The organism is Streptomyces sp. NPDC048473 (genome assembly GCF_043200155.1).
Lineage (GTDB): Bacteria > Actinomycetota > Actinomycetes > Streptomycetales > Streptomycetaceae > Streptomyces.
The window spans coordinates 50317-76007 of the sequence record NZ_JBICXE010000039.1 but is presented as its reverse complement, the minus strand read 5'-3'; the positions used below and the strand labels follow the sequence as shown (position 1 = coordinate 76007).

Here is a 25691-nt window from a genome sequence, read left to right as displayed (position 1 = left end):
TGCTCTCCCAGGCCCCTTACCGCACAACGGACATGACGCCACGTCACTCACGAGACCGGCGAACCGGACCAATCCCAATCACGCAATGCCCCTGCTTCGCCAGCGGAGAGTTGTGCGACTTGCACTCGCCGCCTGAGACTCAATGAAGGAAACATCATGTCCACACCCTCTGGTGCCGCCGTCGAAGGGCTGTTGCTCCCCGCTGAGCGGGCGCGCCGCAGCGGGGCCTACCTCGGTATGGTCCTCGCAGTGATGCTCTGCCTGGCGATCCTCGAAGGCGTATCGGTATTTGTGGGCGGCGTGCTGATCGCGGGTGATGACATGGGAACTATGGGCTCGCCGGGCATCGGCGGATATGTGGGACTGCCGGTGATCGCAGCAGTAGTGAGCCTGCCGCTGTTCGCGCTTGCGTGGCGACAACCGGCCCTGCGCATCGATCCAACGGGCATCAGCAAGGTGCGGCGTCGCGGAACGGAGACCGTGCCGTGGGCTGATATCGAGAAGGTTCAGTTCACGACGAAGCGGAGCGTCCTGGTGCTGGTGATGAAGGCAGGCTCCCGCCCGGGGAAGCCGAACGCCGTTGGCGGGCCGACGGTGGCTGTGCCCTACTACTCGCTCGGAAACTCCCTCTGGCGCCGACGGAGGCCGGCTCACCATGACTTGATCGTTGACGCAGTCGAGCGGTTCGCCCCGGGAAAGTACACCGCCGTGTCCTGGCACCTGGGCGAGGGCGGCGCGAAAGGAGCGGGCGCCTCGGTGTAGTCGAAGTATGCGCAGTTCGGGGATCGGCGTCCCGTCTCACCGAAGATTGAGTACCGGAGCGCCGTGCACAGACTCGCGTGCGCCGCGTGGACATGTAACCCGCCGACGCCGAGCCGCGCGGCCAGCTGGACAAGTCCCTCCCCCGCCGCCGGGAACGGTCGGACTGCATTGACATCCCTGCGGACGGCACGAGCGCGCTCCAGCACGAGCCGGATGGCTCGGAGCTGGACGGCGAGACCTTCGAGGGCGCCTGACCCGCTCAGGACGCACGCCTCCTTCGTGACGTACCACTGAGAGCGTCGGAGGGGGCCGGCCCGTGATCGGGCTGGCCCCCTCCTCCGTTCTGCGGTGACCCGCTCAGTCCAGGTCCGTCGGCAGCCAGCCCGTCTGGATCAGGGAAGGCGCGCTGCGGCGGGAGACGAACAGGCCGCGGCCCGGCGGAAGGGGGCGGGCCTTCACATCGCCGAGGAGTTCGCCCTCACCGGGGTGACCGGACAGGACGACGCCCTGCGCGCCGAGTTCCTTGAAGCGCTGGACGAAGGGCTCGTACGAGGAGCGGCCGGCCCCCGCGCTGCTGCGCGCGATGATGAAGTTGACCCCCGCGTCGCGGGCGTAGGGCAGGTTGTCGACCAGCTGTGCCATGGGGTTTCCGGAGGACGTCGCGACCAGGTCGTAGTCGTCGACGATGATGAAGGCCCGGGGCCCTCTCCACCAGCTGCGCGTGCGCAACTGCTGCGGTGTCACATCCGTCCCGGGGATGCGGCTGCTGATGAGGGTGTTCATGTCGTTGAGGTACTTGTCGAACGCGTTCTGAGTCGTCGCGTATCCGACCAGGTACGGCTCGGGCACGCACTCCAGCAGGCTGCGCCGGTAGTCACCGACGCAGATCAACGCCTCCTCCGGGGTGTACCGCTCGGTGATCTGCTTGATGAGCAGCCGCAGCAGGGCGGTCTTCCCGGACTCCGACTCACCGAAGACCGCGAACAGCGGATCGGTGTCGAAGTCGACGAAGACCGGGGCGAGGTTCATCTCGTCGATGCCGATCGCGAGACCGCCGCGCGCTTGTTCGGGGCCGCTCGGCAGCTCACGCGCGGACAGCATCCTGGGCAGCATGCGGACCTGCGGGGCGTGCGGGCCGGGCCAGTTGTCGGCCGAGGCCCGGACGAAGGCGGCGGTGGCCTCGGACAGGTTGTCGCCGGCGCCCGCGGAATCGTCGATGCGCGGCAGCCCGCCCATGAAATGCAGCTTCTCCGCCGTCAGGCCGCGGCCCGGTGTGCCGACGGGGACGTTCACCGCTACCTTGCGGTCCAGTTCGGAGTCGGTCGGGTCGCCGAGGCGCAGCTCCAGCCGGTTGAGCAACTGGTCCTTGAGCGCCGCCCGCATCTCCATGTACCGGGCAACGGTGGCGATCAGGTGCACGCCCAGGCCCAGGCCCCGGGCAGCGATGTCGGCGACGACGGGCTCCAGGAACTCGTAGTCCGTCTTGAAGGACTGCCAGCCGTCGATGACCAGGAAGACGTCGCCCCACGGCTCGCCCGGCAGCCGGCCGGCGGCGCGAAGCTGGCGGTATGTGGTGATCGAGTCGATGTTGTTGTCCCGGAAGAACTCCTCGCGCCGATTGAGGATCCCCGAAACCTCGGCGACCGTGCGGCGGATCTTCTCCGGGTCGAGCCGGGAGGCCACCCCACCGACGTGAGGCAGACCTTCGACGGCGATCATGCCGCCGCCGCCGAAGTCCATTCCGTAGAACTGCACTTCGTGCGGCGTGTGCGTGAGGGCGAAGGAGCCGATGAGGGCACGCAGGAGGGTGGATTTGCCGGAGCGGGGGCCGCCGACGATCAGCATGTGGCCGGCGGCGCCGGAGAAGTCCCGCACCAGGGAGTCGCGCCGCTGCTCGAAGGGCTTGTCCACCAGACCGAAGGGAACGACCAGAGCGCCGTTCTGTGCGTACTGCGGGGAGTGGAGTCCGCGCTCGGGCGTCACCGCCAGCGGGGGCAGCATCTGATCGAGGGAAGGGGCTTCGGTGAGAGGCGGCAGCCACACCTGATGGGCGAGGGGCCCCTGGCCCTCCAAGCGGCGTGCGATGACATCGAGAACGGTGTCCGCCAGCGCATCGTCAGTTCTCTGTCCGGGCGCGAAGGAGACGTCCGGATCGGGCTCGGGGTAGTGCACCGCCACCGGAGCCGCGGTGAACAGCACGGGGCGCCGGTCGATGGGAAGTTCCCCGCCGCCGGTGACCGGGGCGACTCCCGGCCGGTAGGTACCCGACACGTAGGCGGCCTTGAAACGGGTCATCCCCTCAGTGCCGAACTTCAGGAACCCGGAACCGGGGACCGAAGGCAGGTGGTACGCGTCGGGCACACCCAGGGCAGTACGGGACTCGGCGGCGGAGAAGGTGCGCAGGCCCACCCGGTAGGACAGGTAGGTGTCCAGGCCGCGCAGGCGGCCCTCCTCCAGGCGCTGCGAGGCCAGCAGAAGGTGCACGCCCAGGGACCGCCCGATGCGGCCGATCTGGATGAACATGTCGATGAAATCGGGCTTGGCGGTGAGAAGTTCGCTGAACTCGTCGATCACCAGGACCAGCGAGGCCAGGGGCTCCAGCGGGGCACCAGCGGCGCGCGCCTTCTCGTAGTCGGTGAGGTTCGCGTAATTGCCCGACGCCCGAAGGAGCTCCTGGCGGCGCTGCAGCTCACCCGTGATGGAGTCCCGCATACGGTCGACCAGGGTGAGGTCGTCCGACAGGTTGGTGATGACCGCGGCGACATGCGGAAGCTCGGACATCCCGGCGAACGTCGCGCCACCCTTGAAGTCGGCCAGGACGAAGTTCAGCGTCTCGGACGAATGGGTGACCGCCAGGCCCAGCACCAGGGTGCGCAGCAGCTCGGACTTGCCGGAACCGGTCGCCCCCACACACAGCCCGTGCGGGCCCATACCCTCCTGCGCGGCCTCCTTGAGGTCGAGCATGACGGGCGAGCCGTCCTCGCCGATGCCGATCGGTACACGCAGCCGGTCGGCCGTCGAACGTGGCCGCCAGACGGTGGCGGTGTCGACCGCGGCCGGATCGCCGATTCCCAGCAGATCCGTGAAATCCAGGTTGGCGAGCAGAGGTTCGTCGTCCTCCGCGCCGCTTCCCATCCGCAACGGGGCGAGCTGACGGCCCAGGGCCTCCGCGGTTTCGACCGGCAGGAGGTCGGGCGTGCCGTGATAGGTGGCCGCGGCCGACTCCAGCCGTAGCCGGCCCGGCCGTACGGCGATGTGCAGTCCGCCGCGGGGTTCGTCCAGCTCTTCCGGAACGATCTCCACCACGGTCACACCCTGCAGCCCCTCCGGAGAGGCGAGCAACGACTCCGCCGGCACGTGAATGCCGTCCAGCACGACGACCACGTGCGGCTGGTCGAGGAGCGGTGATCCCTCGCGGTTGAACCTCGACCGGCCCGCCAGGGTGCTTTCGAGCAGTGCCTCGACTTCCATCAGGTTGTCGCCGAACATCCGCTTCGTGCCGGCCCCGTCGGACGACCCGGGAACCTGTGCGTGCGGCAGCCACTTCGTCCAGTCCCACTGGTCCGTCACATCCGGAGATGCCACCACCGCGACCACGAGGTCGTCAGGTGAGTGCAGCGCGACCAGGCCGGCCACCAGCGCGCGTGCGGAATCGCGCACCGACCCCGGCTCGCCCGAAATCACGACGTGGTAGAAGGCGCGAAGGGATACCGCCATGGGAAGCCGGTCGAGCGAACCATGAGTGGCCAGGAATTGGTGCATGGCACCGGCCGACAGCGGCTCCAGCTCATCCAGCGGCGCGGTGCTCGGAGCCACCAGCGGTGTCCACAACTGCTGCGGTCCCAGACCGATGCGGATCTGTCCGAAGTCCTTGTCGCCGATCCGCCGCTCCCAGAGCCGCTCGCCCTCGGCGACCAGCGACCACAACTGGTCCGGATCCGGATGCAGATAAAACTGCGCGTCCCTCTGGACCCGCGCGGTACGGCGTACCTTCCGCCGGGTCTGCGCGAGATACTTCAGGTAGTCCCGGCGCCCCTCCGAGGCCTCACCCTGGGTTCCCTTGCGGTGCCGCATCACCTGCGCTATCGCCATGGCCGCTGTCGACAGCAGCATCATGACGCCCATGATCTTCATGAACGGCTGTGAGCCGGGCATGAAGAAGAACACCACCGATGAGCCCATACCGAGCATCGGCAGCAACTGCATGGCCATGCCCTCCTGCTGCCCGCGCGGCAGTTCAGGAGGCGACTCGAGTCGCACCTCCGCCGCGGATGTCTCAGGTGGCATGGCTCGGGGCAGGCGCTTGACGACGATCTGGGTCACCGGCGAATCAATCCCTCAGTGCGGCCCGGAGAGTTGCGGGCCGGCACCCCCGTGGCAGCGACCTACCTCCGCGCGTCGATAATCCTACGTGCAGTCCGTGGAAGGGGTCCCGATAGGGTGGCGCCCTTGTCCAGGAGCGCGGGTTACAGCGAACGAGGGGATCCATCAGGTGAGTTTGACCCTGACAACCGGTTTTTGCCGAGTAACGGTCGTGGCACCGGACAGCCGTATCGATGTCGCCCTCCCGGACGATGTCGCTGTCGCCGATCTCCTTCCGGAGATCCTGCGGCTGACCGGCCAGGCCACACCGCCGGGGGTACCTCCCGGCTACCACTTGGCCCGCCGCGACGGCACCCTCCTGGACGCCACCCACCCGCTGGCCGTCCAGCGGGTCCTGGACGGTGACGTACTGCGGCTTCGGCCCTTCGCCGAATCGCTCCCCCCGGCCGTCTTCGACGATGTCGCCGACGCGGTCGCGTCCGCCGTCCGCCGCGACCGCGCACTGTGGAGCGACCAGCTGTTGGGCGTCTCCGGTCGCTTCGGTGGCGCGCTCCTTCTCGTACTCATGGGCTTCGTGCTCTGGTTCTCCGACCCGGTCCGGCATGACATGCATGGCCTGCCAGGCATCGTTGCCGCCGCCGTCGGTGTGCTGCTCGTCACGCTCGCCGGCGTCAGGGCGCGGAGCTACGGCGACCGGGCCTCCGCGATCGCGCTCGGCCTCGCGGCTCTGCCACACCTGATGATCGCCGGGTCCGGCCTCCTCGTGCTCGACCCGGGCGCCGGCATCGGGCGTCTCCAGTTCCTGCTCGGCTGCGCCACGGTGCTCGTCGTCTCCGCCGGGCTCGTCGCCGCGATGCCGTCCGGCGACGCCCCCTTCGTCGCCGTTGTCTTCGCCTCGGCGGTCGGCACCCTCGCGACGTTCGGCTCGATCCTCACCGAAGCCCGCCCCAGCGAGACCGCCGCTGTCTGCGCGGTCGTCGCGATCGGCGCCATCGCCTTCCTGCCCGGGCTCTCCGCGCGGGTGGCCCACCTGCCGATCGGCTACGCCGCTCCCCGCCCCACGACGGAGGCCGACCTCGACACCGAGCCGGGCGTCGGCGAGTCCGATCCTGTCGACGTCGAACGCATCGCGGCCCAAACCCGGCGCGGGCACGAGCTTTTGCTGGGCCTTGTCGGAGGCTGCTGCGTGGTGGTGGTCGCGGCCGCCGCTGTCCTGGGCTTCTCCACCGACGTCTGGGGCCAGACCCTCGCGCTGGTCGCAGGCCTGGCCATGCTGTTGCGAGCACGGCTCTTCCGTTACACCGCCCAAGTCGCCGCCGTTCTGGGCGCGGGCCTCGCCGCCCTGGGCCTGCTGGTGCTGGGGCTGTCGCTCAATCCGCCTACCGGCGCTGTCATCAAGCTCCTGACGGAACAGGACCGAGGGCCGCTCGACATCCGTACCTTGTGGCTCGCCATGGCCGTCACGGCCGGTGCCGCCCTGCTGATCGGCATCGCTCTGATCATTCCGAAGAGGGGACTGTCACCCTTCTGGGGCCGTCTCTCCGACCTGGCCGAGGTGGTTCTCCTCCTCGCGCTCGTCCCCCTCTGCCTGGCCGTCCTCGACGTGTACTCCTCGGCACGCAGCATGACCAGCGGTTAGATTCCGAGCTCGGAACACGTTCGGCGCGATGCGCTGAACCCGGTGCCCGCTCTCATCCTTTGCGACCGGGCCGGCCCCCCAACCGCGACCGGGCCGGCCCCCCAACACACACATCGAAGCGGTGAGGGCCAACGCGCGGTCGGCGACGACGTCCCGATGGCCCGTCAGACCGGTCAAAACGACCCTCATGACGTCCGTTCTCATTCAACTGAGCCTCGCAGCGAGCCTGCGCGCCGGCCACGACAAGTCGTGACCGGCGAGGGCACGCGCACCAGTGGGGTGGGGCCGCCCGCCATGGGCGGGCCGCCCGGCCCGCCCATGTCAGCCGAGCCGGTCGTGATCGGTCAGCACGGCGTCGATCACGCCCAGTTCGGCGGCGGCCCGCTCGCGGGCCGCCCGGAGAAGCCGCGTACGACGCTGTACGGCGATGTGCCGCAGGAGCGGGTTGCGGCGGCTGCCGCGTCCGACGGAAACCTCCCGGAGCTGCTTCCCGTGTTGTCGGACTGAGCCGTATGCCCTCAGCCCGGCCGCGCCGCCGCTCGATGCAACAGATCATCGAGGACCGCAGACGAGCATCCTTCATCGGCCGGGCAGCCGAACTCGACGCCTTCCGGCGTAACTTCTCCCTTCTCTGAGGGCACCCGGGGGGGTAGCCCTACCCGGAAGTGGGCAGGTAGCGGGATCACTTCGGGCGGCCGCACCCGGAGATGCTGGACCCGGCACACACCACGGTTGTCCGCGATCCGGCAGGAGTTGTTTCGTGCACGAGCAGACATGGCAGAGGTTCCGTTCCCGCGGCGGGAAGCAGGGCGTTCGGCGCAAGGCCGTGTCGGCCGCGGTCGCGGTGATCGCCGGCGTCATGGCGGTGGGTGCGTTAGCGCCGCCGGCGGCCTCCGCAGCGACCGGGCCGGACACCGTCCAGCAGAGCCTGAGCGCACTGGTGCGCACCGACGGCATGCCCGCCGCGCTGGCGAGCGTCAAGGACCGCGAGGGCCGCACCCGTACCTACACCGCAGGGGTGGGCGACCTGGCCACCGGCTCGAAGGTGCCCAGGGACGGTCAGGTGCGGATCGGCAGCAACACCAAGACGTTCACCGCCGTGGTCATGCTGCAGCTGGTCGGTGAGGGGAAGGTCGGCCTCGACGCCACGGTCGACACCTATCTGCCGGGCCTCGTACGCGGGGAAGGGATAGACGGACGCCGTGTCACCGTCCGCCAACTCCTCCAGCACACCAGCGGACTTCCCGAGTACACCGACGATCTGGACTTCACCACTCTTCAGCACCGGTACACCGAACCCCGGGACCTTCTCGATATTGCCCTCAAGCACAAAGCCGACTTCCCCCCGGGCGCGAAATGGGAGTACAGCAACACCAACTACCTGCTGGCGGGCCTGATCATCCAGAAGGTCACGGGCCGGCCCCTCGGCGAGGAGATCACCCGGCGCGTCATCGACCGCGTCGGACTGCGCCACACGTACTTCCCCGCCCCGGGTGACATGACCATCCGCGAGCCCCACCCCAAGGGCTACTTCAGGGATTCGGCGGACAAACCCCTGCGCGACTACACGGAAATGGACCCCTCCTGGGGCTGGGCGGCGGGCGCGATCGTCTCCACCAATACCGACCTCAACCGGTTCTACACCGCGCTCCTCGGGGGCCGCCTCCTCCCGGCGGCCCAGCTCGCCGAGATGCGCACCACCGTCCCCGCCGACTACCTCGGCACCGGCGCCCGCTACGGACTGGGTCTGGCGAGCAGGCCGCTGTCGTGCGGCGGTGTGTACTGGGGCCACGGCGGTGACATTCCGGGATACGAGACCCGCGGTGGTGCCACCGACGACGGCCGCGCCGCCGGCGTCGCGGTGACCACCATGCCGTCCGACGAGGCAGCCATGCTGCGGGTCGAGAAGACCGTGGACGCGGCCCTCTGCCGTTGAACCGCGAGCCGGTCGGTCCCCTCCGAGGGAGGACGAAGAGCGGCCGTCTCGCCCCGGACCGCCCAGGAAGGTTCGGCAGAGCCTTGCTGGGCGGGTTCTCCGGTACTCGTCCGGCTCGTGCGGCGGAAAGGAGCCGGTGACGTGCGGGGAGCCGTTCAGTGCGGCGTCGACCCGGCCCCGGATGTAGTCACCGGTCATCGGACAGCCCAGGGCGTTGTCGGTGCGGCAGCCGAGCATGTGGCTCAGGACCGCCACGGCTCGGTCGAGCTTCTCGCGATCCGCAGGCGCATCGCGTCCCGCTGCGCGGTGATGAGCTCGAGGCGGTCCTCGGCCTTCTCGCTGTCGACGATGGCGCACGTCTCCTTGAGGGGCAGCGCCTCGCGGCGAGCCTGCGCGCGGGGCACGACAGACGGTGACGCCCGGGCCGTCGTCGGCCGGTCCGCTACGCACGGGCGGTCCGCTACGCACGGGCGGTCCGCCACGCACGGGCGGTCCGGCCGACGGCGGCCCGGCGAAGGGGCTCAGCGTCCGGCGGCGAATGCCACGAAGGTGCTCCAGGCCGGTGCGGTGATGACGAGCGCGGGGCCGGCGGGGGTCTTGCTGTCACGTACGGGGACAAGGCCGGGGACGTTGTCGGCGACCTCGACGCAGTTGTTGTCGCCGCCGTCGCTGTAGCTGGACTTGCGCCAGACCGCGGTGGAGAGGTCGGGGATTCGGCTCATGATCTGTGCTCCTTCAGGACGCCCCTGATGAACGCGATGGAGTCCGACGGGGGCAGCGCCAGATCCCGGAGCCGATCGTAGGACAGCCGATAGCGCGTGACTTCGGCCGGATCTTCGATCAACTCGGCGCAGCCGTTGCCCTCCGTGTAGGCAACGGCGCTGCCGTCGTCCTGCCACAGCAGCGTCAGTGAACCGTCCATCAGATGGTGTGCCCCCGCGGTGAAGGGGAGAACCTGAATGACGGCCGATGATGTCCCGGCCATGTCGATGAGACGGGTCAGTTGCTCGTCCCACGCCTTGGCGTCCTTCACCGGGCGACGGAGGGCGTACTCGTCCACGATGATCCTCACGGACGGAGCGGGCTTGCGGTACAGCAGCTGCTGTCGGCTCATGCGCGCTATGACCTGCTCCTCCACCAACTCCGCCTCGTCGTCCGCTTTCTGTGCCCCGGACAACAATTCGCGGGCGACCGCCTCGGTCTGCAGGAGCCCAGGAATCCCCAGGGTGTACTTGTGCATGATCCGAGCCATCGGCTCCAGCCGCATGAACTCCTTGTACTTGTCCTTGAAGACCTCCCTGCGGGCCGCCTTCCACAGTTGAACCAGCAGCCCGCCGGAGTCGTAGTGCCGGTCCAGGTCCTCCATCACCGCGAGCTTCGAGAGTCGCTGGCCCATCTCCAGCCGGTACAGATAGCTCTTGTCGTACCGCGTCTCCTCGGCGAGCCGGCCCAGTGATCTGCCGGACTTCTCCCGCAGATAGCGCAACGCCCGTCCCAACGCCGCGCGCCCCGACTCCTCGTCCACGTCGGTGAGTTCGACCATCACCGGCCCCTCCCTGTTGTCCCGTTCACAGGCAATCGCGTGCCTCTGTCGAGCGTAGGGCGGCGGGAGTGACCATGAGGGCACGAACGGTCATCACTACCCCTCCGGACCGTTCATCCCCTCCCCCACCCGATCTCCGCTGCAAGGAACAGACATGACCGACGCGTTGTTCCGTCTTCTCCCCTGGACGTCCCCCGAGGGCAAGCCTTGCTACCTCAGCACCGACGACCCCGACAGCAGTCTCTCCCGGCTGGCCGACGAGGTGGAGGTTGATCAACTCGACTGCGGGGAGAGCGTGCTGTCGGGAGCAGTGGCGGTGCTGGCGGACGAGGCTGCGGGGGAGCTCGCGCTGCGGTTCGCACTCACCCAGATCATCGCATCCCTGCGGGAGGTGCTGGTCGTCGCGCACAGCCGGGGGCAGAGACTCCCCGGCTGACGGCGGATCCGGGTAACCTTGCCCGGCGTCGTACTGCAAGCGCTGAATACGGGGGTGTCGGTGCGGGAAAATCGGGGGCACGGTTCGTACGTATGTCGTTCTGCTGGGTCAGGGCGCGGATGACCACCGGGATCGGATCCGCCTTAGGCGTACGGCAGTCGGTCACCTTGATCATCCCGGTCCGGCTTCCCGCCGATCCGGAGTCATGGGGCGAGGGCCCCATCCCTTTCGAGGTCGGCGACTACCGCACCGATGTGGCCTCGCGGCAGACGTACTTCACCCATGCCGCAGGGCGTGCGCTGTACGGAACGCCCGCGCGGCCGCGCCGCTGGCATCTGTTCGTCGATGCCGAGCATGGGGCCATGCACCTGCACGGCATGGAGATCCTGCGCACCCCGACCGCTGTGCACCCACGGCACGCCCTGGCTGTCCTGCACTTCACAGTGCGGTCTGCGGTGTTGCTGGATGTGCTGCGGGCGCTCGGACGCCGCGCCGGGGCCGGACCCGATCCACTCAGCGGGCCTCTCGCCCCTGATGTCCTGCTCGGCGGCATCGCCTCTCCGGCAAGCACGGGGGCGCCCTTTGCTGCAGCGCACCCCTACACCGTCGCGTTCCTGACTCCCGGGGCCGCCGACACCCCGGCACTGCGCTCCGGCGGAGAGCTGCCGCCGACCGCCGACCGCTGGCTCTGGGCCCTGGCCTCCCGCTCCAACGAGGCGGATTTTCCCACCGCCCCCGAGCAGTTACCGACCCAGACCGAGCGTGCCGTCCGGATCTCGGCCGACTGGAGTGCTCTCGTCCTGCGGCACGGCACTGCCTTCCTCGGCCATCGCCCGGATCAGGGGGAGGGAGACTTCTACGACTTCGCGGCCCTCCACGTCCGCTCCGTCTATTTGGACGCTCTACTCCTCGGCATCGCGCAGCGGGACCACATCGACGAACTGACCGACGGGCTCTCGGGAGTCTTCGACGGCCCCGGGCTCGCCCGCCGCGTCACCGACCTGGAACGGGACATCGCGAGCTTCCGCAGTACCTACTGGCGTCAGCACCTCACGGCGCACGGCCCGGCCAATGAGCTGCTCCTCGCCTACCACGAGCAGTACCGGTTGCCCGCACGGTTCGAGGAGATCCTCGCGGAGGCCGCGGACTACTCCCGGCTCGTCCAGACACAGGACGGGCAGCAGATCGCGGGGGCCCTCGGCGTGCTCGCCATTCTCGGTCTGCCGCTCGGCACCGTACTGAGCATTCTTCAGGTGCTCGGCGACGACGATCTCGTTCACCTCCTGATAGCCCTGGGCACCGCTCTCGCCGCAACGGCGGCCGTCTTCACCACCCGGTACGGGCGTCTGGTTCTCGCCTCCCTGCGCGGCGGTCCCACCCCTGGAGAATGACAGGCAACTGAACTGCAAGGAAGCTGAGTTGTTAGCATCAGGTAAAAGCTGCCGAACAGGACGCGGGCGACGTGACGGTCAACGAGGGTGAGTCCCTTCGGCTTTACAAGAAGGCTCTGAGATACGCCGAATCGGATCCAGAGGTGTTTCTCAGCACGGCACGACGAGCGGCGGAGTCGATTCTCTTGGACATTGCCCTGCAGGAAGCCGTCGGCTCGAAGCCGACGCTCGAATCCCTGCTCACGGTGCTCACCGCCAAGGGGCTCCTGCCACAGAAAATGGTGCTGGCCATCCGTACCATTCAGAATTACGGCAACTACGGCAGTCACGCCCTCGACACGTCGGGTGAGGAAATCTCCGCGGAGGATGTGCAGCCTTGCCTCAACGCACTCACGCAGCTCGTCGTCTGGTACGGACGGACCATTTCGTCGTTCGCCGAAAACGAAGGGCATGAGGCGCTGGCCACTATGCAGCGCACAGCCGGGACGACGCGTCTGGCCGATTCGACCCTGATCGTAGTGAAGGCATTGCTGCTCGGCTGTGGCTTCGAGGAAGTGATGGCGAGGCACAACCACCGGGTGGTGCCCATACAGCTTCCTTGGTCGGACCAGTTGATCCGCGATGTCGCGCAGGGGCGGCTGGATCTTGCCATCTACAACGAACAGCGGTTGCTCAGCCTGATCGAGGACGAGGAGGCGCTGAACTCCCAGGTGGTTGCCGTCGGCCGTCTCGGTCACTCGATGGGCGGCCGGAACTTCTATCTCCTCGCCGCACGCGGTGGCCGCTGGGGCCGGACGACAGCCGAGGAGTTCCTGGCGAATCCGGCCGGTGCGGAAATCGCCGTACCGAAGCACAGCGATATGTTCGCCAACATTCTGTCGGCCTTCTCCACCGACGAGGCAGGTCTGTGGGACATGGGTGTCCGCATTCTTGATGTGCCGCACCATCTCGGTCTCGAACTCTTTCACCTGAACCGGGATGTACTGGCCGTCGGTGGACAGAATCTGCGGATGCACGCCCGCGACGAGGACGACTATTTCGAGCTGCTCAACTCCGACGTGCTGCCGACCGCGACGCAGGCGCGATTACGGTCCGCCGCGGCCAATGTGCTCATTGCGAACCGTGCCTGGCTCTCCGCGCTCGGTACCCGGCCGAACGAACTGTTCCAAGAACTGATGCGCCGGTTCCACGACATGGGCGCCGACCAGAGCCGCTTCGAGGCCGTTGTCGACGACCTGATCGCGCACGCTTCGTTCCCCCTCCAGAGCAGTCAGGTCAGCCGCGAACGGCTGGTACGTCACGTCCTGTTCGAGAGCTATCGACTGGGGGACCCGTGACCGGTTCGAAGCGTGTTCTCGTGCTGGGCGGAACCAACTTCGACATCATTGTTCAGGCGGAGAAGTTTCCGGAGGAGCACGAGAAGGTTCGGGGCAGCGAGTGCGCGGCCCTGCCCGGAGGGTCCGCTGCCAACACCGCCTTGGGGCTCGCCCGGCAGGGTTGTGACGTCCGGCTTGTGTCGGCAGTGGGGGACGACGCGCTGGGCAGGTTTTGCCTCGACGACCTGCGTGCCGGGGGTGTGGGCACGGCGCTGATGCGGGTGGACACGGCTGTGCGGACCAGCATGGCGATCGTGATCTCCTCCGGCACCGGCAAACGGATGATGACCTTCCCGGGCGCCGACCGTGACCTGGCGTTCGCGGCCGTCACTGAGGCCGACGTGCGGGACGTGGACCATGTGCATATCGTCGGGGAACCCACGGCGGCGCTCGGCCGCGTTGTCGGCCTCGCTCGTCGGGCCGGCCGTTCCATATCGATCGAATGGAACGGCCGGGATATGAGCCCGCTTGCCGAAGGGCCGGGGCTGAACCTGATGAACGCCGACGAGGCGGGCCGCCTGCCCGAGGCCCGGCCGGGCGACGTCGGCGTCACCGCGCGGCGGTACGCGCGGCAGCTCTCGGGAGATGTGATTCTGACGCTCGGAGCCTACGGCGCGCTGTGGGCCCTCTCATCCGGCGAAGTGGTCCGCGAGCCGACGGCGGCTGTGGAGCCGGTGGACCGGACCGGAGGCGGTGACGCCTTCAACGCGGGTGTCATCGCCGGTTGGCTGCTCGGCGAGCCGCCGTCGGCGTGCCTGCGCAGAGGGCTCGACGCGGCGCTGCATGTGATCACGAAGATAGGAGCTCATCCATGACCAGGTGGCTTGGTGTCGCGCTGCTTCCGCGTGCGGACCACACACGCTCGGCAATCCGGCTGCAGAAGAGCCTGGGCGGTGACCGGCCGCTGCAGCCTCCGCTGAGCGAAGAGGGAAACCTGCCCCATCTGACGGTGTTCCAGGGGCCTTTCGGCGACGCACTCGCCCCCGAGCGGGAGCTGGCGAGTATCAGCGCTTCAGTGAGTCTGCCCAAGGAGTTGTCTCTCGCGTCCGTTGGCATCATTCACCAGCCGACCGGCTGGCTGTTCATGTCGGTCGAGAGGCCGGTGCTGCTGCAGAAGTTGCAGGAAGCGGTGCTCGACCGCCTCGCACCCCATCTCGACCGTGAGGCATTCGACACCTCGAAGGACATGTCGAGGTTCACGGAGACCGAGCGCGCGAGCTTCGCGCAATACGGGTACCGCTACACCGGCGACGCATATGCACCCCACATCACGCTCGGCCGCACGGACGAGGACGTGGCGCTTGAACTGGTCCGGTCTGCGCCCGAGCGCACCCACGTTCCCGCCGAGTGGACCTTCGACCGTCTCAGCTTCTACGTGATGGGTGAACATGGCGCCCACGCGGAGAAGGTGGTCGAGCTGCCGCTGGCCGCCGCGTGAGCCGACAGGACGCCCTGCACCGCACCGCCCAGGAGGCTGTAGACGTTGGGGTTCGGTGGCTTGCCGGGGAGGGGGCGGGCGAACCGTGGGCACGCGTGCGGTTCAAACCGTCCGGGGAAGAGGTCACGGCTGCCGACGTCGAGGTCGAGCGTCGGGTCGCGCGGGTCCTGGTGGACCTTGCGCCCGGGGTCCCGGTCATCGGCGAGGAGTCCACCGGTGAGGGTTCGTTGCCCGCCAGATGCTGGCTGCTGGACCCCATCGACGGCACGATGAACTTCACTCGCGGATCACCGGGATATGCACTCTCGCTCGCGTACGTGGAGGAGGGCTCGCCCGTGTTGGGCGTGATTCATGCGCCGGCGCTTGGACGGCGATGGAGCACCGGGGAGGCGGGTGGAACGGCCTCGGACCGGGCGACCGGTGCTCGGGTCCTTTCCCGGGCGGTTGTCGGTCTGACAGGGACGGGGCACGGGAATCCGCGGGCGGCGCGGCTTATCGGCCGTCTGTACAACGAGGCCTATCGCATCAGACTGCAGGGCGCGATGAGCCTGGATTTGGTCGGAGTGGCCGAGGGGTGGCTGGATGCCTGCGTATGCCTCGGCCCCAAGCCGTGGGACGTGGCAGCTGGCACCGCAATCGTGCGAGAGCGCGGCGGAGCGGTGCTGGGAGCGGGCGGGCGGGAATTCACCCTGGAATCACCGGTCCTGGCCGCAGGTGCCCCATCGCTTGCCCGGAAACTGATCGCCCTCTGGGAGTCCATCGCGATCTGAGCGGTGTCGCGGTGGTCGCCCGCAGGCCGGTCCGGTGTGCGCGCTGCCGATCGGCCCGGACGGCGCCCGGAGGGGTCAAAAACGACCTGCGGGACGTCCGTCCACATACCCACTCGTACCCAGATCCGCCCCCTCAACCGCCCGTTCCCGTTCGATTACAGTGCTGCGCAGTCGCAGGCGGGCGGGCCGACGGGGAGGGGCACGGTGAGCACAGGGACCATAGCTGTCTGGGGCCGTGCCGAGCAGCAGGACTTCCGCAGCCGGGTGCGCGGCGCTCTGCTGGGCGGGGCCATCGGTGACGCGCTCGGCGCGGGTGTCGACGGGCTCACGCTGGAAGAGATCCGGGCGGCCCACGGCGCCGACGCCGTCACCGACTTCGTACCCGCGCACGGCGGCCGCGGCATCGTCACCGCCGTCACCCAGCTCAACCTGTTCACCGTCGACGGGCTGATCCGCGCCCAGGTCCGCCGCGACACCGGCGCCTGGCACCCGCCCACCGATGTGCACCGGGCCCATCTGCGCTGGGCGGCCACCCAGCACGACTGGGGGCCCGACGAGCGCCGCAAGGACAACGGCTGGCTCGCTCAGCAGGAGTGGCTCTACGCCCGCCGCGCCCCCACCCGGGAATGCCTCACCGGCCTCGGGGACACCACCATGGGCACCCTCGACAAGCCCAAGAATCCCACCGCAAGGGACTCGGCCGCCCTCACCCGGTCCGCCCCGTTCGGGCTGCTCGTCGGCTGGGAGCCCCAGCTCGTCCTCCAACTGGCCGTCGAATGCGCCGCCCAGACCCACGGCCACCCCACCGCGCTGCTCTCCGCGGGCGCTCTCGCCGTCATGGTGCACGGGCTGGCCCGCGGCGAGACCCTGGACGGCTCTGTCCAGCACGCCCTGGTTCTGCTCGCCGAGCGCCCGGGGCACGAGCCGGTCACCGAGGCGCTGAAGCAGGCGCTTGGCACCGTACGCCAGGGCATTCCGGGACCGGCCCTGATCGAGTCGCTGGGTGCCACGGACGCCGCCGAGGAAGTCCTCGCCGTCGCCGTGTACTGCGCCCTGGTGGGCGAAGACGTGCGGCACGGGCTGCGGCTGGCCGTCAACCACGGCGGGCCTTCCGCCGCCACCGGAGCCCTGTGCGGGGCGCTGCTCGGCGCGCTGCACGGCGAGACTGCGCTGCCGCCGGCCTGGCTCGCCGAACTGGAGGGGCGGGCCACCCTCCTTGAGCTCGCCGACGACTTCGCGATGGAGATGACCCAGGGCCCGGCCCTGCACAGCCCGTCGGCCGCCGCACCGGGCTGGTTGACCCGCTATCCGCGCGGCTGAGTCCCCGAACGGGAGGAAGGGGCGGGGCGCGTACGGACACCACCGTGTCCGTACGCACCCCGCCCCTCGCCCGTACAGCTGTGAGCGTCAGTCCTTCACGGCCTCCGTGACCGCCGCATCCCCGGAACCGGCCTGCGCCTGTGCAGGAACCGTCGCCCCGGCCCCCGCGCCGTCGCCGTCCGAGTTGATCTGCTCGATGATCGCGTCGCGCTCCGGGGTGTCCTCCGGCTTGATGAAGCCGATTGCGATGTAGAGGACCAGCGAGATCGCCAGCGGCAGCGCCACCTGGTACTGCAGGGCGACGTCCGTCTTCACCGAACCGTCGAAGTTGTAGTTGGTGAAGTAGAACGCCAGCAGCCCCGCCGCCCAGCTGGTGAGCGCCGCCGTCGGCCCGGACTTACGGAACCTGCGCAGCAGACCCAGCATGAACGGAATCGCGATCGGGCCCATCAGGCCGGCGACCCACTTGATGACGACGGAGATGATGTCCTTGAACGTCGGCGAGTTGATCTGGGTGGCCAGCGCCATCGACAGACCGAGGAAGCCGAGCGTGGAAAGCCGCGCCGCCAGCAGCCCGGCCCGGCTGCTCCAGTTGCGTGCCGCCTTGGAGAAGACGGGGGCGATGTCCCGGGTGAAGACCGCCGAGATGGCGTTGGCGTCCGAGGAGCACATGGCCATCGTGTGCGAGAAGAAGCCGACGACGACCAGACCGAGCAGACCGTGCGGCAGCAGCTGCTCGGTCATCAGGGCGTAGCTGTCCGAGGCGTCCGGCTTCTGTGAGTGGACCAGCAGCGGGGCGCACCACATGGGGAAGAACAGCACCGTCGGCCACACCAGCCACAGCACGGCGGAGAGCCGGGCCGAACGGGTCGCGGAGGCGGGGGAGTCCGTGGCCATGTAGCGCTGGGCCTGGTTCCACATGCCGCCGTTGTACTCGAAGGTCTTGATGAAGAGGTACGCCAGCAGGAAGGTCACGGTGTACGGGCCGGCCGTCGGGTCCGTGTGACCCTCGGGCAGCTTGTCCCAGACCGTCCACAGGGTGCTGAAACCGTCGAGCTTGCTCATGGCGGTGACGAGCATCGCGATCCCGGCGAAGAGCTGGATGACGAACTGCCCCAGCTCCGTGAGCGCGTCGGCCCACAGGCCGCCTACCGTGCAGTAGACGGCGGTGATGGCGCCGGTGATGAAGATGCCCTGGGTGAGGGAGATGCCCGTGAAGACGGAGAGCAGGGTGGCGATGGCCGCCCACTTGGCGCCGACATCCACGATCTTCAGCAGCAGACCGGACCAGGCGAGCGCCTGCTGGGTCTGGATGTTGTAGCGGTTCTTCAGGTATTCGAGCGGCGACGCGACATGCAGCCGCGAGCGCAGCCGGTTGAGCCGGGGCGCGAAGAGCTTTGAGCCGATGCCGATGCCGATGGCGATCGGCAGCGACCAGGTCACGAAGGACGTGACGCCGTACTGGTACGCGATACCGGCGTACCCGGTGAACATCACCGCGCTGTAGCCGGACATGTGGTGCGAGATGCCGGACAGCCACCACGGCATCTTGCCGCCGGCCGTGAAGAAGTCGCTGACGTTGTCCACACGCTTGTGGGACCAGATTCCGATCGCGATCATCACGCCGAAGTAGCCGATGAGCACGACCCAGTCGAGACTGTTCATGTGCCCCCTCCTGGGGTCCGCCTTGTGAACGGGTACACACTTCGTCAGTACGGCCGCTCAGCGGAGCCCCCGTGCGGGAGCGGGGACTTCGGGGATTGAACCGCCTGCGCGGCACCCCGGTCAAGGTTTTTCGCGATCAGAGATGTGAACGCGGATCAGTAAGTCGAACGATTTTGCTTGTTCTTGACTCGCGTAGGCGTTGTCGCGAACGTGACGGCGGCCACACCATGAGCGGGCACTTCGTCAGGCTGTGCAGAGCATCAGAAGTACCGAGGAGCACAGAAAGACCGCACGGGATGCGGGTCCCGTGCGGCCGAGAAGGAGGAGAACTGGCCCGACGAGCCGGCCCTGCGAAACTGGACCTACCGCATCAGCTCGCCGGCGTTGACCAGCAGGGACTGTCCGGTGATCGCCCGTGCCCGGTCCGAGGCCAGGAACGCGGCGGCCTCGGCCACATCGCCGTCCGTGGCAAGGTCCGGAAGCGCCATGCGTTCGGTGAGCCTGCCGAGCACCTCGGCCTCGGGCACACCCTCGGTGTGCGCAGTGAATCGTACGTACGCCTGCACCGGCGGACCCCACATCCAGCCGGGCAGCACCGTGTTCACCCGGATCCGGTGCGGGCCGAACTCCCGCGCCATGGAGTACACCGCCGAGGTGAGCGCCCCCTTCGAGGCCGCGTACGCTGCCTGCCGCACCTGGGACGGTGCGGCCACCGAGGACTGCGTACCGATGACGACCACCGAGCCGCCCCGCTCCTTCAGGCCGGGCAGGCAGGCGCGGGTCATCCGTAGTGTGCCGAGCAGATTGACGTCGATGACCGACTGCCAGGTGGCGAAGTCGGCGTCCTCGATCCCGCCGAAGTAGCTGTCCCAGGCGGCCACATGGACCACCGCGTCGATCCGCCCGAACCGTTCCAGCGCCAGCGCGGCGAGTGCTTCGCACTGCGCCTCGTCCGTGATGTCGGTGGCCAGATGGGCGGTGTGCCGGCTGTCCGGGTCGATCTCCGCGGCCGACTTGGCGAGATTCGCGGCGGTACGCGCCCCGAGCACCGCGCTGCCGCCGTCCCGTACGACCGTCGCCGCGACCTGGTGTCCGAGCCCGGCGCCCACCCCGGACACGATGACGGTCTTCCCCGCGAGCAACATCGGTGGCCTCCCGGCTCTGGCAGTTCTCCTGACGGGGCGTCAGAGTAAGACGCCGCTGCAGAGTACGGAAGGGGAACGGCATGAGCGACGAGACGCGGAGCGACACCTACGCAGAACTGGCCGCGCTGGGACCGTACGGAGTCCATCCCGGCCACGCACTGATCACCATGGTCGAACCGCACCCGGGCCATGAGTACGCGTACAACCGCTGGTACGAGGACGACCACTACTACGCGGGCGCGATGGCGATGCCCTGGATGTACGCGGGACGCCGCTGGGTCGCCACCAGGGAACTGCGGGAACTGCGCTACCCGGAGAAGTCCGCGGTCGCCCGGCCGGTCGGTGCCGGCTGCTATCTGTCGACGTACTGGGTGACGGACGGGCGCTACGACGACCACATGAAGTGGACCGTCGGGATCAACAAACGGCTGAACCGGGACGGCCGGGTCTATCAGGACCGCACCCATGTGTTCACGTCGTTCCAGGACCACGAGGCGACGGTCTACCGGGACGGCGCCGCGGGGCCCCGGGACTTCCACGCACTCGACCACCCCTACCGCGGGCTGGTCCTTCAGGTGATCGACGCCGAAGAGGCCGAGCAGCGGGCCGAGTTGCTGGAATGGCTGCGCTCGCGGCATCTGCCGAAGCGGCTGGGCGACTCCCCGGCGGCGATGGTGACCGTCTTCCGCCCCACACCACTGCCGGGCGACCGGATGACCTATGTGAAGCAGGTCGAGGGCGTCGACACCCGGCTGACCCTGCTGTGGTTCCTCCAGGAGGACCCGCGGGACTGCTGGGACGGGCATTTCACCGGGCTCGACGCGATGGTCGCGGAATCCGGCCTGGGGCGGGTGGAGCTGGTGGCGCCGTTCATCCCGACCGTGCCCGGCACCGACCTCCACGTCGATCAGCTGCGCTGAGCGCCCCGGATCCCCGGGTCAAGCATCAAGCCCCCTCGGCCGGGACGGCGGACCAGTCGAGAGGGCTACCGGCAACACCGGAATCGATGCTGCGATGCGAACGGTGGAAAGGACCGGTCAGGCGTCGACGGCACCCTTGCCGACGTCACGTACGAAAGCGTTCCACGCGGCGGGGACGAACGAGATCGAGGGGCCCTCGGGGGCCTTCGAATCGCGTACGGCAATTGCCTGCGCGAGAGGGGACTTGACTTCGACGCAGGCGCCGTTGCCCCCGGAATACGAGGACTTCGTCCACTTGTCCGTAGCACCCTGACGAATGGCCATGTTCACTCCGGTTCAGAGAGTCGTGTGAATGACACCAACAGCGTTCTGGTTGGCGTGATCGACGCTACTCGCCAAGTCTCGTGAGTGAAGGGGCCGTTCACTCGACCGGATGGTAACCACCATCAAAGTCTTCCGTTGCAGGCGAGCGGCGGTGTACCTTACCGCCGCCCCTCCCGTAACATTGCTTCATTTCCCGCATACCGGACTTTGCGGGCTGTCCGGTTTTACGCGCCAGAGCGCCCGGCGTACTCCTTCGCGATGTCGCTGATGAAGTGCCGGGTCTGCTCCACATTCAGTGCTTGTGCCCGCAGGTGCTCATACATGACGCTGTACCGCTGCACATCGTTGGCTTTCTCCAGATAGAGGTCGCTGGTGACGCCCTCGATATAGACGACGCTGGAGTCCGCGGCGTCCGGGAATTCCAGGATGGCGTACTGCCCGTTGATGCCGGGGTGCGCGCCCATCTCGAACGGCAGCACCTGCACGGTCACATGCGGCAGGTGCGACAGTTCGACAAGCTGCTCCAACTGCTCGATCATCACTTGCTTGCCGCCGACCAGCCGGCGCAGCGCGGACTCGTCGATCACCGCCCACAGCCGCAGCGGATGCTCCGGGGAGGTGATCCGGTCCTGGCGGCGGGCCCGGACGTTGACGCGCTTTTCGATGTCGCTCGACGGGGCCTCCGGCAACGCGCCGTTGATCAGCGCCTCGGCGTAACTCCGGGTCTGCAACAGGCCCGGGACCACCTGGGGTTCGTACACCCGCAGCGATTCGGCATCGGTTTCCAGGCCGATGTAGACGCTGTACGGGATGTCGCCGAAGGCATGCCACCAGCCCTGCTGGCGTGAATCCTTGGCCATCTGCATGAGCGAGTCGACGATCCGGTGATCCTCGACCTCGTACACCCCGCAGAGATCACGTACATCGCGCTGGCTGATGGAGCGGCGGCCGTTCTCCAGGCGGCTGATCTTCGACTGCGAGACCAGCAGCCGCTCCGCCACCTCCTCGGCCGTCATGCCTTTGAGTTCGCGCAGTCGGCGCAATTCCTGGCCCAACCGGCGTCGCCTGACGGTGGGATTGACGTTGGACGGCACGGAAACGGCACCTCCGGCTATGTAGCTGTGCGTATCTACTGCTGAGCAGATTGCCACCCCTGTCCCGGCCGCGCTGGGAAATGGCCACACGCAAGCGCGCGGGGCAGCCATGATTGTGGCTGCCCCGCGCTTGGTGCGGCTCCCGAACCGGGTCTTGGGGACGACGGTGCGGCGGTATTCGGTTGGTGCTGCGGCGCTGAGGCGCTGCGGTGCGTGTGGCGACGGGTGCGGTCCTAGTGGGCCGCGGTGTGCGCCATGCTGCCGCGGCGTGACTGCGACTGCACTTGCGGTTGCAACGGCACTCCGGCCGCCTGGTTACGGCGCGGCTGTGCGACCGCCCCGTTCTGGACGTCCATCACGGCATGCGCCACGAGTCCGCCCATCGGGTCGTGTCTGATCAGGTCCCGGAGCCGGGAGCGCGATGAACGCCCCTCGTTCCCGGGATACAGGTGCTTGCCGAGTCCGACCGCGTGGGCCAGCGCGGCGAGCGCCGCGGTCCGCGGGTCCGGCGGTACGCCGGTGCGGATCGCACTGTCCAGCCTGGTTCTGATGTCCCGGCTGATTGCCGTGTCCGTCGCCTGGTAGCGAGTCGTCGGCAGCACTCCGCACATCTGGCCCGCCACGGCATGCACCATGCCGCATCGCTCCAGATGAGCGAGGTAGATCTGGCGCAGCCCCAGCCGGGGTCCGCCAATCCAGTGGACCGCCCGAACCGGGCTGCCGCGTCGGCGCAGCAGTTCCAGTGCGGAGTCCAGAGTCGGATCTCCTGTCGGCCGTGGCATCACCACGGCGATACGATCCCCGTCAGGGGCTATCCGTCCTGCCAGAGCCAGCTCCACTAGCTGAGCTCCGGCGAGGCCGAGGTCGAGCGACTGCGGCTGCGCTGTGGTACCCGTGGCCGGGTCCAGAGCGAGCAACAGAAGCTCCTCCGGAATTGTTCTGCGGCTCCTGCCCATCCATGCCTCCCCGCGTGGATGAATGACAGGGTGACCCCTCTCACATTGGTCTGTCGAGGGCGCCTGGGTGCTTTGTTCGGGAACCAGTAGGTATGTCGTTCTCGTCTAGCAGCCGGGCCGGTGGTTCACACAGGACACTGGTAGATGGTTCGGACAGCGCGGGGATGTCCCCGCGCCGCATGGAGGAGGCATCGGTGGCGGGCGAGTCCCCCGACAAGTCGAAGCAGCAGAAGTCGTCGGGGACGGCTCGGAGCGAGAGTGATCCGCGGCTTGCCGTCTTCCGTGAACCGTCAGCCGAGGCCGAAGCCGGCGGCAGGACGGACACGGCGACGGCCGTTTTCCGTACGGGGCCGGGGCTGTCCGGCGACGGTGAGGACGGCCGGAGTTCGGAGCAGCCGGAGGGCTCCGGGGCTCAGGAGGGCTCCTCGGGCGCTGAGAGCACCGAGGGCGCTGAGAGTGCCGAGGGGGCGGGGGAGGCCGTTGAGGGCCCGGAGGGGGCCTCTGAGTCCTCCGATGAGTCCTCCGGGGCCGCCGAGCCCTCGAAGAGCGCGGAGGACGCGGAGAGCGTGGACGTTGCCGAGTCCTCGGAGGACGCGGCAGACGCCGAGCCCGCCGAGGCCGCTGCGCCCGAGGAGGGCGACGCGCGGCTGCGTGCGGCGGTAGCTGCGTGGGTGGCGGAGGGCGACGACCAGAGCGACGAGGGCCCGAAGGGCGACGACGCGAAGGCCGCCACGTCCGAGGACGAGGCTGCGCCCGACGCGGATGCGGATGCGGACGCCGACGCCGTGACGGAGGACGACGACGCGCCTGAGCCGGTTGCTCCGGCCGACGGAGCCCCGGACGAGGCGGCCGCGTCGAATGACGCCGAAGCCGAAGCCGCGGACGAAGCCGAAGCCGCGGACGAAGCCGACGCCGCGGACGAGCCGTCCGATGACGTCGAAGCCTCAGAAGCCGACGCCAAGGACACCGCTGACGCCGACAGCAAGGCCGACAAGCCCGACAAGTCCGACACCGCTGAGGACAAGCGCGGAATCGATCAGCCGACCGCCGTCTTCAGGGCACCCGCCGTGGCCGAGGTCGACCAGCCGACGACTGCGCTGAAGATCACCCCGCCCCCCGCGTCGAAGCCCGAGTCCGCCGCCGAGCGGACCAGCAAGTTCGTACCCCTGCGCGGAGATGACGTACGACCGGCACCGGCACCCGCACCCCGCAGGCCCGAGGCTCAGGCCCCCGCCCCCTCGCTCTCCGGAGCCGAGCGGACCACGCAGCAGCCGATGCCGCCCAAGCCGCCGCTCGACCTGCTGGCCGAGCTGACGAACACGCCTCCGCCGGCCCAGACGCCGGTCCGCACCGCCGTCCGGCGGGTCAAGATCTGGACCCCGCTGGCCCTGCTTCTGCTGATCATCTTTGCGATCGTGCAGATGGTGCGCCCGCTCCCGAAGCCCGAGCTCCAGATGTCGGCGAAGCCGACGTACACCTTCAAGGGCAGCAAGCCGTCCCTGCCGTGGCCCAGCGAGGGCCAGGGCTACATGGCGGCCACCGGACTGGGCAAGGTGGACTCGTTCGGCGAGCAGAAGGCCGTGCCGATCGGCAGTGTGGCCAAGGCGATGACCGCGTACATCGTGCTCAGGGACCACCCGCTGAAGAAGGGCGAGAAGGGCCCTTCCATCAAGATCGACGCCAAGGCGGAGTCGGACGGCAAGCTGGACTCGGAGGGCGAGTCGACGCTCAACACCGTGAAGGTCGGTGACGAGCTCACGGAGCAGGAGGCACTCTCCGCGATCATGATCCCCTCCGCGAACAACATCGCGAGGCTGCTGGCGCGCTGGGACGCGGGTTCCGAGGAGGCGTTCGTCAAGAAGATGAACGACACCGCCAAGTCGCTCGGCATGACGAACACCACCTACACCGACCCGTCCGGCCTCAACGCGACCACGGTGAGCTCGGCCGAGGACCAGGTGAAGCTCGGCCAGAAGCTGGTGGAGATCCCGGCGCTGATGGCCATCACCAAGCTGCCGTCGTGGACCGACCCGTCGGGCAAGAACTGGCGGAACTACAACACCCTCGTCCCGTACAACGGTGCGCTCGGCATCAAGACCGGCTCCACCAGCAAGGCGGGCGGGAACCTGCTCTTCGCCGCCCACAAGATGGTCGGCGACACCGACCAGCTGATCGTCGGCGCCGTGCTGGGCCAGCACAAGCCCGCCATCATCGACACCGTCAACGCGGTGAGCAAGGAAGTCATGGTGGCCACCCAGGATCTGCTGGAGGGTGCCAAGGTCGTCAAGAAGGGCGATGTCGTCGGCACCGTCTCCGACGGACTGGGCGGCAGCATCCCGGTGGTCGCGACCAAGGACGTGTCGGCGGTCGGCTGGCCCGGTCTCACGGTCAAGATCGAACTGACCGACGACGGGAAGACGATCCCGCACTCGGCAGCAGCAGGCACCCACGTCGGAACGCTCACCGTGGGTGAGGGCACCAGTCAGGTGAAGGTGGCCGTCGCGCTGCAGAGCGATCTGGCGGAGCCGACGTTCGGGGACAAGCTGACCCGGCTCGGCTGACCGGCTGACCAACTGGCCGGCCGATGGCCGAAACGGCCCGGTCGAGGGAAGAGGGTGCCGATCCCGGCACCCTCTTCCCGACTGCGTACGTG

At 68.5% G+C, this 25691-nt stretch carries 23 protein-coding genes; 14 read left to right on the top strand and 9 right to left on the bottom strand.

All coding sequences use genetic code 11. The annotated features are described in order from the left end of the window. The first annotated feature begins 156 nt into the window (after positions 1–156). Positions 157–762 (top strand): PH domain-containing protein, encoded by a 606-nt coding sequence (locus tag ACGFU7_RS38125; protein WP_393702288.1) that lies wholly within the window; start codon positions 157–159, stop codon positions 760–762. Between the two features lie 357 nt (positions 763–1119). On the opposite strand, the gene eccCa is transcribed toward ACGFU7_RS38125, so the two are convergent. Further along, a complete protein-coding gene (eccCa, locus tag ACGFU7_RS38120) occupies positions 1120–5085 on the bottom strand; it encodes a type VII secretion protein EccCa (RefSeq protein ID WP_393702287.1) in 3966 nt (1321 codons plus the stop codon). 169 nt (positions 5086–5254) lie between these two features. Here eccCa and eccD point away from each other — a divergent pair, with 169 nt between their 5' ends. The 4 genes from eccD to ACGFU7_RS38100 all read left to right on the top strand — a co-directional run bounded on the left by eccD (position 5255) and on the right by ACGFU7_RS38100 (position 8660). Continuing rightward, positions 5255–6724 carry a type VII secretion integral membrane protein EccD gene (gene eccD, locus ACGFU7_RS38115; protein WP_393702285.1) on the top strand — a complete coding sequence of 490 codons (1470 nt, stop codon included), beginning with the start codon at positions 5255–5257 and terminating at the stop codon, positions 6722–6724. 318 nt (positions 6725–7042) lie between these two features. After that, positions 7043–7231, top strand: coding sequence for a hypothetical protein (locus tag ACGFU7_RS38110; RefSeq protein WP_393702296.1), 189 nt, complete (start codon positions 7043–7045; stop codon positions 7229–7231). Between the two features lie 5 nt (positions 7232–7236). Continuing rightward, a complete protein-coding gene (locus tag ACGFU7_RS38105) occupies positions 7237–7359 on the top strand; it encodes a hypothetical protein (RefSeq protein ID WP_393702283.1) in 123 nt (40 codons plus the stop codon). Between the two features lie 125 nt (positions 7360–7484). After that, positions 7485–8660, top strand: a complete 1176-nt coding sequence (locus ACGFU7_RS38100; protein ID WP_393702282.1) for a serine hydrolase domain-containing protein — start codon at positions 7485–7487, stop codon at positions 8658–8660. A gap of 242 nt (positions 8661–8902) precedes the next feature. Here the strand turns inward: ACGFU7_RS38100 and ACGFU7_RS38095 are convergent, their stop codons facing one another. From ACGFU7_RS38095 to ACGFU7_RS38085, 3 genes are read right to left on the bottom strand one after another with little or no spacing between them, the layout of a single operon-like run. Next, a complete protein-coding gene (locus ACGFU7_RS38095; protein ID WP_393702280.1) occupies positions 8903–9142 on the bottom strand; it encodes a hypothetical protein in 240 nt (79 codons plus the stop codon). A 39-nt stretch (positions 9143–9181) separates the two neighbouring features. Continuing rightward, a complete protein-coding gene (locus ACGFU7_RS38090; RefSeq protein WP_393702278.1) occupies positions 9182–9382 on the bottom strand; it encodes a DUF397 domain-containing protein in 201 nt (66 codons plus the stop codon). After that, positions 9379–10203: a helix-turn-helix domain-containing protein gene (locus ACGFU7_RS38085; protein WP_393702276.1), complete on the bottom strand. Its 825-nt coding sequence runs from the start codon at positions 10201–10203 to the stop codon at positions 9379–9381. The genes ACGFU7_RS38090 and ACGFU7_RS38085 overlap by 4 nt, the downstream gene beginning before the upstream one ends. Before the next feature lie 154 nt (positions 10204–10357). Here ACGFU7_RS38085 and ACGFU7_RS38080 point away from each other — a divergent pair, with 154 nt between their 5' ends. From ACGFU7_RS38080 to ACGFU7_RS38050, 7 genes are all read left to right on the top strand, one after another. Further along, positions 10358–10639 (top strand): sulfatase, encoded by a 282-nt coding sequence (locus ACGFU7_RS38080; RefSeq protein ID WP_393702274.1) that lies wholly within the window; start codon positions 10358–10360, stop codon positions 10637–10639. Between the two features lie 92 nt (positions 10640–10731). Then, entirely contained in the window at positions 10732–12030 is a 1299-nt protein-coding gene (locus ACGFU7_RS38075) for a hypothetical protein (protein WP_393702272.1), read from the top strand. Between the two features lie 71 nt (positions 12031–12101). Beyond that, the gene (locus ACGFU7_RS38070; RefSeq protein ID WP_393702271.1) at positions 12102–13367 is read left to right on the top strand and encodes a DUF4145 domain-containing protein; all 1266 of its coding nucleotides are present in this window, start codon (positions 12102–12104) and stop codon (positions 13365–13367) included. Continuing rightward, positions 13364–14221 carry a carbohydrate kinase family protein gene (locus ACGFU7_RS38065; RefSeq protein ID WP_393702269.1) on the top strand — a complete coding sequence of 286 codons (858 nt, stop codon included), beginning with the start codon at positions 13364–13366 and terminating at the stop codon, positions 14219–14221. The genes ACGFU7_RS38070 and ACGFU7_RS38065 overlap by 4 nt, the downstream gene beginning before the upstream one ends. Next, positions 14218–14844, top strand: a complete 627-nt coding sequence (locus ACGFU7_RS38060; RefSeq protein ID WP_393702267.1) for a 2'-5' RNA ligase family protein — start codon at positions 14218–14220, stop codon at positions 14842–14844. Before ACGFU7_RS38065 ends, ACGFU7_RS38060 begins: the two co-directional genes overlap by 4 nt. A 95-nt stretch (positions 14845–14939) precedes the next feature. Next, a complete protein-coding gene (locus ACGFU7_RS38055; protein ID WP_393702266.1) occupies positions 14940–15614 on the top strand; it encodes an inositol monophosphatase family protein in 675 nt (224 codons plus the stop codon). Positions 15615–15818: 204 nt separating this feature from the next. Continuing rightward, positions 15819–16934, top strand: a complete 1116-nt coding sequence (locus ACGFU7_RS38050) for an ADP-ribosylglycohydrolase family protein (protein WP_393702264.1) — start codon at positions 15819–15821, stop codon at positions 16932–16934. A gap of 87 nt (positions 16935–17021) precedes the next feature. Here the strand turns inward: ACGFU7_RS38050 and ACGFU7_RS38045 are convergent, their stop codons facing one another. Both ACGFU7_RS38045 and ACGFU7_RS38040 read right to left on the bottom strand, forming a co-directional pair. Then, positions 17022–18599, bottom strand: a complete 1578-nt coding sequence (locus ACGFU7_RS38045; RefSeq protein ID WP_393702262.1) for a sodium:solute symporter family protein — start codon at positions 18597–18599, stop codon at positions 17022–17024. Between the two features lie 362 nt (positions 18600–18961). After that, positions 18962–19744, bottom strand: a complete 783-nt coding sequence (locus ACGFU7_RS38040) for an SDR family oxidoreductase (RefSeq protein WP_393702260.1) — start codon at positions 19742–19744, stop codon at positions 18962–18964. Positions 19745–19824: 80 nt separating this feature from the next. Between ACGFU7_RS38040 and ACGFU7_RS38035 the strand changes: the two genes are divergently transcribed. Continuing rightward, positions 19825–20664, top strand: a complete 840-nt coding sequence (locus ACGFU7_RS38035; protein ID WP_393702258.1) for a hypothetical protein — start codon at positions 19825–19827, stop codon at positions 20662–20664. A gap of 117 nt (positions 20665–20781) precedes the next feature. On the opposite strand, the gene ACGFU7_RS38030 is transcribed toward ACGFU7_RS38035, so the two are convergent. From ACGFU7_RS38030 to ACGFU7_RS38020, 3 genes are all read right to left on the bottom strand, one after another. Then, positions 20782–20988 carry a DUF397 domain-containing protein gene (locus ACGFU7_RS38030; RefSeq protein ID WP_393702256.1) on the bottom strand — a complete coding sequence of 69 codons (207 nt, stop codon included), beginning with the start codon at positions 20986–20988 and terminating at the stop codon, positions 20782–20784. A 224-nt stretch (positions 20989–21212) separates the two neighbouring features. After that, entirely contained in the window at positions 21213–22082 is an 870-nt protein-coding gene (locus tag ACGFU7_RS38025; RefSeq protein ID WP_393702254.1) for a helix-turn-helix domain-containing protein, read from the bottom strand. A 233-nt stretch (positions 22083–22315) separates the two neighbouring features. After that, on the bottom strand, positions 22316–23038 hold the full coding sequence (locus tag ACGFU7_RS38020) for a GPP34 family phosphoprotein (RefSeq protein WP_351260712.1): 723 nt from the start codon (positions 23036–23038) through the stop codon (positions 22316–22318). Between the two features lie 164 nt (positions 23039–23202). Between ACGFU7_RS38020 and ACGFU7_RS38015 the strand changes: the two genes are divergently transcribed. Further along, positions 23203–25599, top strand: a complete 2397-nt coding sequence (locus ACGFU7_RS38015; RefSeq protein ID WP_393702252.1) for a D-alanyl-D-alanine carboxypeptidase — start codon at positions 23203–23205, stop codon at positions 25597–25599. Positions 25600–25691 lie beyond the last annotated feature (92 nt).